The following is a 14858-nucleotide window of genomic DNA, read 5'->3' as shown; positions in this document are numbered from 1 at the left end:
AGAACCAACTATATTTTAACAAAGTATATTATTCAACTTAAGGCGGTTATATAAAAGAAACAGGCAACCTCAATGAGGCTGCCTGTTTATAGGGTATTTGGATACTCTATTGATTACTTGTTAACTGATGCCATGTGAGCAACCAAGTCAAGAACCTTGTTAGAATAACCGATTTCGTTGTCATACCAAGATACAACCTTAACGAAAGTATCAGTCAAAGCGATACCAGCTTTAGCGTCGAAGATAGAAGTGCGAGCGTCACCCAAGAAGTCAGAAGAAACAACTGCATCTTCAGTGTAACCCAGGATACCCTTCAATTCGCCTTCAGAAGCAGCCTTCATAGCAGCACAGATTTCAGCGTAAGTAGCCGGTTTAGCCAAGTTAACTGTCAAGTCAACTACAGATACGTCCAAAGTCGGAACGCGCATAGACATACCAGTCAATTTACCATTCAAAGCAGGGATAACTTTACCTACAGCCTTAGCAGCACCAGTAGAAGACGGGATGATGTTGCCAGAAGCAGCACGACCACCTCTCCAGTCTTTCATAGAAGGACCGTCAACTGTTTTCTGAGTAGCAGTTGTAGAGTGAACAGTAGTCATCAAACCGTCAGTGATACCGAAGTTGTCGTTCAATACCTTAGCGATAGGAGCCAAACAGTTAGTAGTACAAGAAGCGTTAGAAACGAACTGAGTACCTTTCACGTAAGTCTTTTCGTTAACACCGCATACGAACATCGGGGTATCGTCCTTAGAAGGAGCAGACATTACAACGTATTTTGCGCCAGCTTCGATGTGAGCTTGAGCTTTATCTTTAGAAAGGAACAAACCTGTAGATTCAACTACATATTCTGCACCTACTTCATTCCACTTCAAGTCAGCAGGATTTCTTTCTGCAGTAATACGGATAGCGTTACCATTTACAATCAGCTTGCTGTTTTCAACATCAGCTTCGATTGTTCCGTCGAACTGACCGTGCATAGTGTCATACTTCAGCATATAAGCCAAGTAGTCAACCGGGCAAAGGTCGTTAATACCAACGATTTGAATATCGTTTCTTGTCTGAGCAGCGCGGAATACGAAACGTCCGATACGTCCGAATCCATTAATACCTACTTTAATCATTTTGTTTAAACTTTTAAGGGTTTTATAATATTTGTTCAAATATCTCTCTTCTCTTGAGCATTTATTTCCGAAATGCGGTGCAAAAGTAAGAAAATGTTTTTATATTCGCACTTAATTTTATAATTAAATAATGGAAAAGATGGGAAAAAGTTCATTTTTACAAGATTTTAAATCATTTGCCATGAAAGGCAATGTGATAGACATGGCTGTCGGTGTAATTATTGGTGGCGCGTTTGGTAAAATTGTGTCCTCTGTAGTAGCAGATGTCATTATGCCTCCTCTCGGTTTATTGGTGGGCGGTGTGAACTTTACGGACCTGAAGTGGGTGATGAAACCTGCCGAAATGGTAGATGGCAAGGAGATTGCAGCTGTTACCTTAAATTATGGTAATTTCCTGCAAGCGACGTTTGATTTTCTCATTATTGCTTTCTCCATTTTTCTGTTCATCAAGTTGCTGACAAAACTGACAACCAAGAAAGAAGCAGAGGTTCCTGCAGCACCTCCTGCTCCTCCTGCACCGACAAAAGAAGAAGTGTTGCTGACGGAAATCAGGGATTTATTGAAAGAAAAACGATAAAAAGAACAATCTCAGGACTCTCACCATACCCGGTCCGTATCTGAGCCGTGTCAAGGCCGTATCAAGTCTAAGCGTATAGATACGGAGAAAGTACGGCCTTGACACGGATCGGGTGCGGAGAGGTCGGAAAAATAGAACAATTCTTAAAGGTTTTCAATACCCTGTCAACAAGGAGTTAAGAGTTTGTTGACAAGAAGTTAACTCCTTGTCAACAAACTCTTAACTCCTTGTAAGGGACTGATAATCAGTATAGCTTTATTTTGCCTTAAATGAGCTTTGCTTTACTTGGATGGAGTTATATGATATTTTAATTTTTGATATTCCTGGATCGCTTCTCTCTGTAGATTTTCCAATAGTCTGATTTCTACGGATAATTGATTGAGGGCAGCATTGGAGTTGAGGATATTTTCGCGCTCTTTGTAATCTATGATGCCATTTGGCGCCACTTCCTGTTTATTTCTGCTTTCTTCCAGCATATAGCGTGCTGCGGCTATATAGTAGCTCCTAAGTGCTTTCTGTTCTTTATCGCGCATGGGACGGTAGTTTTTGTTCTCGTCGGATAAACGGCGATAAAAATTATTCATGGCTACATTAATTTCTTTACGTGTTTCCTCTTTAGCGGTATTCCGGTAGGCAGAGTCTAATTGCACATATTCGGAATAAGTATTCAACATCTTTTTCAGTTCGTCTTTAGCTGTCTCATAGGTTTCCTTGGAAGCTGCGAGTTCTTTGGGTTTTAATTCGAAAATGATATAAGTCAGTTTGGGTTCATTCTTGATGTTTACTAACTTGTTGGATGCACTGCAAGCATCCAGATACTTCTCCATGAGCGTCCAACTGAACAATAGTTTCTTTTGCTGCAGATCGGTACGCATGATTTCGAGTGATTTTTCTAATTCAGCAATTCTGTTTTCCTGTGCTTGCAGACATACAATATTGCATAAAAGCAATAGTAGTAAAGAACTGATTTTTTTTATGTTTTCCTATGTATTAAATGATTTATTTATTCGCAAATATAGATTTTCCGTTCTATAATTCCTATTATTCCCTCAGTTTTTCATACTTTTGCAGCTCATTTTAAACTAAATCCATACAGATTATATGCAGGAAAAGATTATCATTCTTGATTTCGGTTCGCAGACTACACAGCTCATTGGCCGTCGTGTCCGTGAATTGAGTACGTATTGCGAGATTGTTCCTTACAATAAGTTCCCGAAAGGAGATAAGAGTGTAAAGGGAGTTATCCTCTCAGGCAGCCCATTCTCTGTATACGATGAAAGTGCATTCAAGGTTGATTTGAGTGAAATTCGTGGAAAGTATCCTATTCTGGGTATTTGCTATGGTGCGCAATTCATTGCTTATACGAATGGTGGTAAAGTGGAACCCGCCGGAAGTCGCGAATATGGACGTGCACATTTGAGTTCTTTTGATAAGGATAATGTACTGTTCAAGGGCGTGAAAGAAGGTTCACAAGTGTGGATGAGCCACGGTGATACAATCACAGCCATCCCTTCCGACTTCAAGAAAATTGCTTCAACGGATAAGGTAGCGATTGCTGCTTACCAGATAGAGAATGAGCAGGTATGGGGCGTACAGTTCCATCCCGAAGTGTTCCATTCGGAAGACGGCACGCAGATGCTGAAAAATTTCGTAGTGGATGTTTGCGGTTGCAAACAGGACTGGAGTGCGGCTTCTTTTATTGAAACGACTGTTGCTGAATTGAAAGAACAGTTGGGTGATGATAAAGTGGTTCTTGGTTTGAGTGGTGGCGTGGATTCTTCTGTGGCTGCTGTGCTGCTGAACCGTGCTATTGGTAAGAATCTGACTTGTATCTTCGTAGACCACGGTATGCTCCGCAAGAATGAGTTCAAGAATGTGATGCACGATTATGAATGCCTCGGTCTGAACGTAATCGGTGTAGATGCCAGTGCTAAGTTTTTTGCTGAATTGGCCGGAGTAGCGGAACCGGAAAAGAAACGTAAGATTATAGGTAAGGGCTTTATTGACGTATTCGATGAAGAAGCCCATAAGATTAAAGATGTGAAGTGGCTGGCACAAGGTACTATTTATCCTGATTGCATTGAGTCTCTTTCTATCACCGGAACGGTTATTAAGAGTCATCATAATGTAGGCGGTCTGCCCGAAAAGATGCACTTGAAACTTTGTGAACCACTTCGTTTGCTGTTCAAGGATGAAGTTCGCCGTGTAGGTCGTGAGTTGGGCATGCCCGAACATCTGATTACCCGCCATCCTTTCCCCGGACCGGGTCTGGCAGTGCGTATTTTGGGCGATATTACTCCTGAAAAGGTAGCTATCCTGCAAAATGCGGATGATATTTATATCCAAGGTTTACGTGACTGGAAAGTGAAAGATGCTGATGGCAACGAGACTTCCCTTTACCATCAGGTGTGGCAGGCAGGTGTTATTCTGCTTCCCGTACAGTCGGTAGGTGTGATGGGGGACGAACGTACATATGAACGTGCGATTGCGTTGCGTGCAGTGACTTCTACGGATGCCATGACGGCAGACTGGGCACATTTACCGTATGAATTTTTGGGTAAAGTATCCAACGACATAATTAATAAGGTGAAAGGGGTAAACCGTGTAACCTATGATATTTCGTCAAAACCACCTGCAACAATAGAGTGGGAATAAAACACAGGTAGCCTCAACTCAGAAGTTGAGGCTATTTTGTTGATATATAGTTTTAACCTCTATAGTTGGAGGCTTTTGTTTTATGAACCAACTTTTTTACATACTTTTTTATAAATAATTCACAAAATAAGACCTTTTGCCAAAAAACTATGTATCTTTGCATCGTTGTAGAGAGCAACACACACATATAAGGAAGTGTTTAGTCTTATTCCCAAACGATAAAACTCAACTTTTTATTTAAGTGAATTGAACTGATAGGTTCACACATTCTTTAATGTGCCTATATTTTATTTCTTATTATAAGAGCATCAATGAACCTACGATGCATATTTTAGTAAAATGAAAAGATTTTTTATTAGCACATTGGCGTGTCTTATGGCGGTATGTGCAAGTGCTCAGATGATGCGTGCTGAAGAACTTGAGAAGTATGCAGTTGAAAAGTATGGTGATAAATGGACTGAAGCTGCTGAAAATCTGGGAACAGAAGTTTCATTGGATAAAAACAATTCATTGACTTATGTTCAGGTCATTGAATGTGGAGAACAAACAAAAGAGCAACTTTATGTTGCACTTAATTATTGGTTTACTGCTACATTTAATGATGCTGATGCAGTTATTCAGCTTAATGATAAAGAATCTGGTGTGATTATTGGCAAAGGATTTATAAGTGGCATTGCATCTCATACAGGTGGCATGAATTCCTACGTTATTAGTATACACCCTATTATTAGAGTAGATATTAAAGATGGTAAAATTCGTGTTACTTACACAGTCCAAAATTATGATGTTAATAAGTATGTCGGTGGTGGTATAATGGGAGCTATTGGAGGTACACAAGCAACTAAATCTGTTGAAATGTGGGCTATTGAGAAATGTTTTCCATTTCAAAAGAAAGACGAGTACAAGGCTAAAAAAAGTTCTTCTAAAGCACTTGTTATGACACATGCTTATTCAAATGTTATCATGGATAAAATAGAAGAAGCAGCAAAGAATGGTCTTGTTGGAAATGAAAATAATGATTGGTAATTACTTTGGTTAACAATGTATATAACGAGAATGCCAGAAAAGAAATTTTCTGGCATTCTCGTTATATAGTTATCATTTTTCTGCTGTCTCTTCCTTTCCTTCTTCCGCATCATTCTTCCCCCGCAGATATACTGATGGCGAATGCCCAAACTGCTTCTTGAAGCATTTGCTGAAATAGAATGGGTCTTCAATACCCACTTTATAGGATACTTCCGCCACTGTATAACGGTTTTCGAGTAACAGTTCCGCAGCTTTCTTCATTCGGATGATACGCATGTATTCATTGGGAGAATAGCCGGTCACTCCCCGCACTTTGCGATAGAATGTAGAGCGTCCCAATCCCATAATCGAAGCCAGATCATCTACTGCAAATTCACTATTACCAATCTGTTGTTCCAGAATGGATTGAAGCTTATCTGCAAACTGCTTATCCTTTTCTGATGTACAGATAGTGGGAGTTATCATACCAGGTTCGTCCGAGAACTTCTTCCGTAACTTCTCCCGCTGTTTTATCAACTGAAAAGCTCTTGCCAGCAATAACTTGGGACTGAAAGGCTTGGTGATATATGCATCTGCTCCGCTTTCTACGCCTTTCAGGTGATTCTCTGCCGAACTCATTGCGGTTAATAATATGATGGGTATATGACTAGTATCGAAATCGCTTTTGAGTTTGCGGGTTACTTCAAAACCAGTCAGTCCCGGCATCAATACATCGCAAATGATGAGGTCGGCATCATATGTTCGTGCACGTTCCAGACCTGAGAGTCCGTCTGCTTCGGTCACTACTTCAAAGTAAGGCTTGAATTCGTCTTTCAGGAACTCCCGTACATCATTGTCATCCTCTATGATTAGCAACCTGTATGGATTGGAAGGCTCTCTTGCCTCTATTTCGTTAACCTCCGGAATCTCTGTTTCTTCTTCGCTTCCTTTCTTGTAGGATTTCTCTTCCAGGAAAGCATTGTGTGGTATCAGGAAGTCTTTCTCTTCGTATACGCTTGTTGCTGTAGGAAGTAAGACAGTAAAGATGGAACCACCTCCTTGATTTTCATCATAAGTGATAGTACCTTTATGCACGTTTACTAATTCATGTGTCAGGTGCAGACCTATCCCGGTGCTATTACTGGAAAAATTGCTTTGCATAAAACGCTTGAATAGTTCTCCCCGCTTTTCTTTGGCAATGCCGATACCGGTATCTGATACGGAGATTTCCAGACATTGCTTTTCTTCATCAACAATAGCCGACAGGGTGACTTTACCATTACTCGGGGTGTATTTGAAAGCATTTGAAAGCAAGTTATAAACCACTTTATCCAGATTCCCTTTATCAATGAACATCTTGTAGGAAGCCACTGAAGGCTGAAAACGGAAATCCATATTTTTGGATGCTGCTGTATCTTTGAAGCTCAGGAAGATTTCATGAAGAAAGCCCATAACGTCCGTTTCTTCCAGAGAAAGTGCTAGCTTATTATTCTGCATCTTCCGAAATTCCAGCAACTGGTTAATCAGACGCAACATACGTTGGGTGCTTTTATTCATCACTTTCAGAGAATTAGCCATTTCTTTGGGAACCTTCTCCATACCTTGTATCTTCTCCAAGGCCCCTTGTATCAACGTCAGAGGTGTACGGAATTCATGTGAGATATTAGTGAAGAATACCAACTTGTATTCCGTCAGTTGCTTTTCTACTTGTACTTTGTTCCGTAGGAGATTGAAATTCAGTACCAATCTATATGCAATGTAGAGTATAATTAAAAACAATAAGGTGTACGTAAGGAATGCCCAGTTTGTTTTCCAGAAAGGAGGGGTTACTATTATTTTTAGAATAGCTTCCTGATCTCCTGAAATACCGGTAGCATTACAAACTTTTACGTGTAGGTTGTATGTGCCCGGCGGCAAATTTTTGTAAGAAGCAAAACTTAATGGAGAAGGCTTACTCCATTCCTTGTCATAGTTCTCTAAACGGTAAGTATAGGTATAGCTATTACTTTCTGAATAGTCAAATGTGGTGAAGTCTATTACAAAGGAGTTTTGGAAATACTTCAATTTGATTTCATCTGTGTACATCATTGCATTAACCAGCGGCGAATCGATGTCTCTTGGGCGCATGGATATTCCGTTTACTTGCAGGTTGGTGAACGTGACAACTGAATTAGGAACAGTGCCTTTTCCTATTTGTTCGGGGTTGATAACCAATAGCCCGTAGTTAGTGCCGAACAATAATCTGCCGTCCTTGCTGACGCAGGAACTGTTGTCACTATAGACATCTCCTAAAGTATAAGGAGAGAAGAAGAAGTTATCAAAAGTTTGCGTTTCGAGATTGAAGCGCGAGATGCCATATTCTGTTGAAACCCACAGTTTTCCTTGTTTGTCTTCTGCAATGGCTTGAACCATATTGTTCACTAATCCGTTGTTGGTGCTGTAATGCTTGAAACTTAGGTTTTTGTAATCATTCTCCGGGGTACACATGCTTAATCCACCTCCCGATGTACCAATCCAGATGTGCCCCTGAGTATCCTGATAGATACATTTTATTTCATTACTGCGCAGTTTTCCATTATTGTAATTGTATATCAGATAGTTGTTTGAGTCGGCTATCAGAGAGTCAGGCTGGAATATATATACTCCGTCACTGTTACCTACCCACATCCATCCATTCTTATCTTCCATAATGGCACGTGTCCGCTGCTGCCCGAAACCTTTATTCAGAAAATGCCGGAAGGTATACCCATGCTCACCCTTGATGGCTAAATCAAGTCCGCCGCCGAAAGTTCCTACCCACATTCGCCCTTTCCGGTCGCAATATAGGGTGAAGATGTGATTGTTAGAGATGGATGAAGCATCATCGTTCTTGTTTACATACCATTTACCGTCTATGCAGAGTCCGTCTCCACGGCTGCCCATCCATACTGTTCCGTTATTGTCTTCGGCTATCGCGTATATGTTGGAAGTGAAATGATATTGCTTTTTTTGCGTTTCCATTTGCACATCATAGGTATACACCCCTCCGCCCCGCGTACCGATGCAGATTTCATCGTTTTTCAGTCGGGTTATCATTCGTATGGTATTTGAACGGTCTGACAAGGAAACGGCTTCCGGATAGATACGCTGTATACCTTCGTTCAGAATGGTTAGGCGGGTAACTCCGGCATATTCGGAACTGACCCATATGGCACCGGAACTGTCTTCCATGATATATTGCAGATAATTGGAACTAATGTGGCTGAAACCATCAATCTGAAAATCGAAATGCTGGAGTTCCTCCGTAAAGGTGTTGTAGGCAAAAAGTCCGTTCCCGTACGTTGATATCCAGATAATTCCCCGAGAGTCGTGCACCACGTGATAGCGTTCCATATCCACGTAGTTAAGTTTATCCGGAGTGCTCAGTTGGAGAGTCTTGATGGCCCGCGTCTTGGCATTCACGTACCATACTTTGCCTGTATGGTTGTAAATCCAATAATTACCGAGGTTGTCGGTCAGGACATTGCCATTCCGGATATCCAGTTCCGGTTGGCGGCTGACCTGGCATGTTTTCATGTCGAATATGTATCCGCCGGTAGAGGTAAATATCACCCAATCATTTTGCAGGCAAAGTGTTCCGTATATGGTGATATTGTTTCTTTCCTTTGGAAGTTGGGCGACTGTTGTTGTCGGATTACTTCCTTCCTTTTTAGAGATGATGCCGCCGTTTGACAGGAAGAAGATGCTTTTCTCGAAAGACTGGGCTGCGAAAGCATTGTGCTTTTCAACGATGACGCTTTTGTCACCTACAATTTGGGATACACCGTAATTTGTTCCTACCCAGATACCCCCTTGTTTGTCTTGGTATACATAGGCAACACTGTCCGATGGTAAGTTCCCTTTATTCTTTTTATAGGTTACGGAAGTAAACGTATTGTTCTGGTATGTAACCCGCCGACAACCATTTCTGTTTTGCCACAGCCAGATATCCCCGTTGTCCGCTTCTATTTTGCGGTCGTAATTCTGGCGGTATTCGTTACAACCGGTGAAGTCAACAAAACAGTCTTTCTTTAAATCGTAGCAATTGAAGAACTCACCGGAGGTTTCTATCCATAGAAGCCCGTTTTTATCTTCACTGATAGTTCTGGCATGGTTGGTAGACAATGCTATCCGTCCTTTTCTTGATTCGCTTTCGGGCAAGAAGGTGACAAATGAATTACCGTCGTAGCGGCTGAGTCCATTCAAAGTGCCCATCCAGATGAATCCTTTGCTGTCCTGAAACATGTAACAGACAGAGTTGTTGGGTAGCCCGTCTGAAGTCGTCATATGGTTGGAACGTACTTCGACAGATGCGGAAGAATTTAAAATAAGGCAAAACAGGGATGTGCACAATAATAGAAAGTGCTTTTTCATATTTCATAGATTATTAGTACGTAACAAAAATACGGAAAAAAGTGCATTGAAACAGATCTTCAATGCACTTTTGTTTTTTTAATCCATATGGAAAACTTCCGGCAATGGTATGGTTACCGGAGAGTTGTCAGGATTTACCTCCATTATATCCGCCATATAATCCCACCATTTTTGAACAATGGGATTGGTACCCATATCCTGTGACGACTCTTCACCTTTCGTCTTTTGACAAGCAAAGAGGATATTCGTATCTTTGTCCCAGTAGATGGAGTAGTCGTATACTCCGCCGTCGGACAACATCTTTTTTAATTCTGGCCAGATGGCTGCATGTCTTTTTTCATATTCCTTTTCGAAGCCGGGTTTCAGGAACATTTTGAATGCTTCTCTTTTCATGATACATTGTTATTAAGGGTTATTTGGATTCGCTTACACTGAAAATAGGTGCTGTTGTTTTCTGCTCGGTAGAGTAGTATTGTATGGCGCTGTCATTCATTTTAGGGTGTTGCTTGTTCAGCAGATTAATCATTTCGGCTCCTGCCCATATCACGGGGCCATAGCCATGGGCGGCATATACATTGACCGGACGATAATAGTAGAATGCCGGGTCGAAAGCCATACCAGTGCCTACGCAAGTGCCTTCTACCTGTCCTTCTGCATTGATTTGCGTGGAAACAGCATGCCAGCCCAATTGGGCTACAGGCCCGTAAGCCAGTGCATCCAGCCACCCTTTGTTGATTCCGTGAGCCATGCAATATACATAAATAGCGGTTGCCGAAGTTTCTAGATAGGAGTCATTGCGGTCGAGTAGCTGATGCCAGAAACCTTCTCCGCTTTGACAGGCTGCCAATCCGCGGACATGCTCACGGAAAAGTTCCATTAGTTTGGCACGTTGGGGATGATTTTCGGGCATCACGTCCAGTACTTCGGTCATGGTGAGCAAAGCCCAGCCATTGGCGCGTCCCCAATGAAAAGCAGGATGGTCTTGCATACTCTCTACCCAACCATGGCGGAACAATTTCTTCTCAGGAACCCACATCCGTTCGGCAAACTGGAATATCTGACGGATAGCTTCGGCAAGATACTTTTGCTGGTTGTCTTTAGCTAATTGCGAGTACCAGGCAACAGGGGGAATTCCCATAAACATATCGTCCAGCCACAGTGTATTGAGTTGCGGACGGGTGCGTGCAAATGTTCCATCGGCAAGACGGTATTCTTTGTTCAAGATGAAGTCGAGGTAGTTCTCTATCAGCGGATAGAGGTTGAGAGATTTATCTTGTAACTGTGCTTTTATCATGGCAGCACAAACGGCTCCGGCATCATCAAGAGCATGTGGAGTCAGAATTTGTTTCATTTGTGGGTCTGTAGTACCATTCTTCTCAAGCATTTCGCGGAAGCGCGGGGCTACTTCGGCCAGGAAGTTGAAACGGTCCGTCACATATTTCTTGTAGTCGGCGTCTCCGGTAGCTTCGGCAGCAGCCAGCATGGCGGAGTAAGTAACTCCCCATTCATAACTTGCAAGGCGGAAAGCGCCGCGTTCCAGTTGAGCATCGGCAGGCAAATTATTGTAATCGGTGATTACCTTCCCTGTTTTTTCGCTTACTACACGGGTAGGTGTGGTCTTTTCCAGGTAGCGGAGTATGCGGTCGAGATCTGTTTTCACTTCGCTGGTCGTGAGTGCTTTATAAGGAACTTTATAAGCCGGTTGCAGAAGGTGCAACGGGGTATTTGAGTCATTGATGACTTCTTTCTTTTTCTGGGCATAAACGCTGATGCCGGTTAGTAACAAGGCACCTGTGATGCAAAGTGTCTTAATATTCATAATTCTTATTGTTTAGGGATGTTGGTTTATCGTTTAGCATCCTGGTTATTATTTAAATTCATACCCTCTGAACTTCCCTTTCAAATCCGGACCAAAATAGAATCCGGGCTGGCTAGGTTGGTTATAAGCCACATTTTGTGTCGCAATACTGATTCGATAAACGGGATCTTCCAGGAAGGTATGGAAACGGTAATCGGTTGCTATCGGAGACACATAGAGGCGGAGGGATTTATTATCTTCCGAACGGAGAAGAACTTCTTCGCGCCAGTCACCCGTGATGTCACCTTGCAGACAGGGATTTGCTTTGGTACCATTGTTTGATACGGCTCCGGTGAAGGTTATCAAAGGTTTGCAGATGCCGGCTTCCCAATCATATTTGGAAACTACATTCTTGTCCAGTAATTCACGAAGCAAATCGCCATCCCACCATACAGCCATATTAACGGAGAAGGTCTTGATATTCGGATTGACCACTTCACCCTTGATGTTGCGTAATCCTTTTGATTCCCATGACCACATTTCCACGCCGGGGTTCGTTGGGTCGATATCCGCTGCCATACAACGGCCTACATCTATACCACTCTTTACTTGGAAGAAGACCTCGCCTGTGGCTGCATTGCGGAAACTTGAACCATCTCTTTTGTTTTCGTGGCAATCCCATACTTGTAACCCTTTCATGTTGGGAGAGAATTTAGTCAGATGCATGGCATCTCCATGTCCCATTCGGGTGGAGTAGAGACCTTTTCCATTATTATCAATGGCACAGGAACCGTAAATGATTTCGTCGCACCCGTCCCCATCAACATCGGCTACACGGAGGTTGTGGTTTCCCTGGCCTGCATAAGCTCCATTACCTGGAGTATTGCTGTCGAATATCCAACGCTGTTTCAGGTCTTTTCCATCCCAGTCGAAAGCAGCAAGTACTGTGCGGGTGTAATAACCGCGGCACATGACTGCACTTGGCCGAATGCCATCCAGATAAGCCACTGCTGCAAGAAAACGGTCGCTTCGGTTGGCACGGTTATCTCCCCAATCTTCCAGATTCCCACGTTCAGGGACATAATCTATGGTTTTCATTGCTGCACCCGTTAGACCGTTGAATATAGTGAGATATTCATTCCCAGTCAGGATGCGGCCCTGATTGCGGCGTGGGTCACCCGGTTCGCGATAGTCGGCAGAAGCATCGCCGATTACATTTCCTTGTCCATCGACGGTTCCGTCGGAAGTTTTCATAATGATTTCGGCACGTCCGTCGCCATCGAAGTCGTAAACCATGAACTGGGTATAGTGGGCGCCTGCACGAACATTATGTCCCATGTCAATACGCCATAGTTTCTCACCAGTCAGTCGGTAACAATCAAAGAGTACGTTGCCCGTGTAGCCGTCATGGGCGTTATCATGCGCATTCGATGGGTCCCATTTCAGGATGATTTCATATTCTCCGTCACCGTCAACATCACCGATAGAAGCGTCATTAGGCATATAAGTATACTTTTCTCCTGAGGGAGTTACACCGTCTGCAGGTGTGTCGAGGGGGATATTGATGTATCCTATCGGTGCCTTGGCAGGTAGGGTGTAAGTCCCTTCGATGTGTCCTGTTTCTGCCCCGTTCACTATCGGTTTTACTGTATAAGTTGCTGCTTTCTTGCTTTTATAGGTATCGCGATAGAATGTTCCGGTACTGGCAGATACTTCCGCGATCTTCTTTCCGTCACGGTAGAGGTTGAAAGCAGTGTTTTCCGGATCGGAAGAAAGATAACGCCAGGAAACCGCCACTTCCGAAGGATTTTCCCGGATGGCAACTACACCTCTTCCTAATTTTTCTTTTTGTAGTTTAGAGTAATCGTAAGCTGGAGCATTGGCAGCATTACGGAAGCGGTCGTAAGTCATGTTCTCTTCCACTACATTTTCAACGTTCTGTACATTCTTTATGAATTTGGTGACTTCACCAGCATGTACATTCTTGATGAACACATTCTTTGCAGGTAATTTGGCATCGCCTTTCAGATCATAAATGGCTTCGGTACGTTCACAGGATATATTGTTCATGTACAAGCCATCGATACGTGTAATCCGCTCTTCATAGGTCGGCACCAGATTGCGCCATTGGTAAAGTACATCCGTATCTATTTCCAGTATACGCTGCATCTTTCCTGCTTTCACATTTTCCATGTGAATGTTTTCAATGAAACCTCCTCTGCGGTGATTAGTTTTGGCAAAGAACAAGCGGAATACAGAGTCCGGCGCAGCACAATCATGCATATATACATTGCGGATTCCGCCTGACATTTCACTGCCGATACCCAACAAAGTATGTCCCTTTATGATATCGCAGTTTCGGATAACAATATTCTCACATGGGGTATCCAGCCGCCATGCATCCTGATTACGTCCGGCCTTGATAACTACCGCATCATCCCCCTGGTCGAATTTACAATTTTCTACTAAAAAGTTGCGGCTCATTTCTAAATCGACGCCATCATTATTATGTCCGTGGGCGCGCACATCCAGATTGCGAACAATGCCGCCATCGCACAAATAAAGATGAATAGTCCAGAAAGGGCTTTCACGAATCTTGAACTGGTCGAGCAATACGTTCTGGCATCTGTTGAAGTGTATCAGGTGCGGTCGTAGGTGATTCTCTCCTTTGGCCATTTGTCTTTCTTTCACAGGAACATCCGTTGAGGCCATTGTGTATAGTTCTGCAAGTGCGTCCATATGAGGTTGGGGGCGTTTGAACCATTTACGCCAGGTGTCCATGATAGGTTGAAGCGTTCCGGTTCCGGTAATGGCAATGTTCTCACAGTCGAAGGCATAAACCAGTGGAGAGTAATTATAACATTCCATACCTTCCCATGAAGTCATTACGGCAGGTAGGTAGTCGTCAGGATTATCAGTAAACCGCAATACAGCGTTTTCTGATAGATGCAGATTGACATTACTCTTGAAATGAATCGGTCCGGTAAGCCATTCTCCGGCAGGAACGACTACACGTCCACCACCGGCACGACTACAAGCAGCAATGGCACGGGCAATAGCTTTCGTGTTGTTAGTTTTTCCATCGGCTATGGCGCCATACTTGTTTATGGGGAAATCACGATTAGGGAATATAAATTCCTTAATCGGTTCCATCGGGAAAGGTGCATTGACAATTACTGTCTTGTATTTTGGAGCAGGCATAGCCCCTGATAGTCCAAGGGCAATTATTGTAATAGCTGCAATACTCCCCAAAGATTTCAAAAAAGGTTTTTTCATGATATAAGTTGTTTCATCGATTGCAAAAATA

9 protein-coding genes are annotated in these 14858 nt (G+C 42.9%); 3 read left to right on the top strand and 6 right to left on the bottom strand.

Annotation, left to right across the window (positions count from 1 at the left end; translation table 11 throughout):
- Nucleotides 1-113: 113 nt before the first annotated feature.
- The gene (gene gap, locus HMPREF9447_RS07810) at nucleotides 114-1124 is read right to left on the bottom strand and encodes a type I glyceraldehyde-3-phosphate dehydrogenase (RefSeq protein ID WP_009129165.1); all 1011 of its coding nucleotides are present in this window, start codon (nucleotides 1122-1124) and stop codon (nucleotides 114-116) included.
- Nucleotides 1125-1263: 139 nt separating this feature from the next.
- On the opposite strand from gap, the gene mscL reads away from it, so the two are divergent.
- Entirely contained in the window at nucleotides 1264-1701 is a 438-nt protein-coding gene (gene mscL / locus HMPREF9447_RS07805) for a large-conductance mechanosensitive channel protein MscL (protein WP_009129164.1), read from the top strand.
- A gap of 281 nt (nucleotides 1702-1982) precedes the next feature.
- Here mscL and HMPREF9447_RS07800 read toward each other — a convergent pair whose 3' ends face one another.
- A complete protein-coding gene (locus tag HMPREF9447_RS07800) occupies nucleotides 1983-2651 on the bottom strand; it encodes a DUF5039 family protein (RefSeq protein ID WP_044137569.1) in 669 nt (222 codons plus the stop codon).
- Nucleotides 2652-2802: 151 nt separating this feature from the next.
- Here HMPREF9447_RS07800 and guaA point away from each other — a divergent pair, with 151 nt between their 5' ends.
- Both guaA and HMPREF9447_RS07790 read left to right on the top strand, forming a co-directional pair.
- Complete coding sequence (guaA, locus tag HMPREF9447_RS07795) at nucleotides 2803-4356, top strand: glutamine-hydrolyzing GMP synthase (RefSeq protein WP_009129162.1); 1554 nt, start codon at nucleotides 2803-2805, stop codon at nucleotides 4354-4356.
- Nucleotides 4357-4695: 339 nt separating this feature from the next.
- A complete protein-coding gene (locus HMPREF9447_RS07790; protein ID WP_044137567.1) occupies nucleotides 4696-5382 on the top strand; it encodes a DUF4468 domain-containing protein in 687 nt (228 codons plus the stop codon).
- A gap of 72 nt (nucleotides 5383-5454) precedes the next feature.
- Here HMPREF9447_RS07790 and HMPREF9447_RS07785 read toward each other — a convergent pair whose 3' ends face one another.
- The 4 genes from HMPREF9447_RS07785 to HMPREF9447_RS29420 all read right to left on the bottom strand — a co-directional run bounded on the left by HMPREF9447_RS07785 (nucleotide 5455) and on the right by HMPREF9447_RS29420 (nucleotide 14827).
- Nucleotides 5455-9753: a hybrid sensor histidine kinase/response regulator transcription factor gene (locus HMPREF9447_RS07785; protein WP_009129159.1), complete on the bottom strand. Its 4299-nt coding sequence runs from the start codon at nucleotides 9751-9753 to the stop codon at nucleotides 5455-5457.
- Nucleotides 9754-9831: 78 nt separating this feature from the next.
- The gene (rhaM, locus tag HMPREF9447_RS07780; RefSeq protein ID WP_009129158.1) at nucleotides 9832-10146 is read right to left on the bottom strand and encodes an L-rhamnose mutarotase; all 315 of its coding nucleotides are present in this window, start codon (nucleotides 10144-10146) and stop codon (nucleotides 9832-9834) included.
- Between the two features lie 19 nt (nucleotides 10147-10165).
- The gene (locus tag HMPREF9447_RS07775) at nucleotides 10166-11572 is read right to left on the bottom strand and encodes a glycoside hydrolase family 88/105 protein (RefSeq protein ID WP_009129157.1); all 1407 of its coding nucleotides are present in this window, start codon (nucleotides 11570-11572) and stop codon (nucleotides 10166-10168) included.
- 48 nt (nucleotides 11573-11620) lie between these two features.
- Nucleotides 11621-14827: an alpha-d-galacturonidase gene (locus HMPREF9447_RS29420; protein ID WP_009129156.1), complete on the bottom strand. Its 3207-nt coding sequence runs from the start codon at nucleotides 14825-14827 to the stop codon at nucleotides 11621-11623.
- Between the last annotated feature and the right edge of the window lie 31 nt (nucleotides 14828-14858).

It is taken from the genome of Bacteroides oleiciplenus YIT 12058 (genome assembly GCF_000315485.1).
GTDB classification, from domain to species: Bacteria; Bacteroidota; Bacteroidia; order Bacteroidales; family Bacteroidaceae; genus Bacteroides; species Bacteroides oleiciplenus.
The sequence above is the reverse complement of the archived record's forward strand: the minus strand, read 5'-3'. Positions and strand labels throughout refer to the sequence as shown.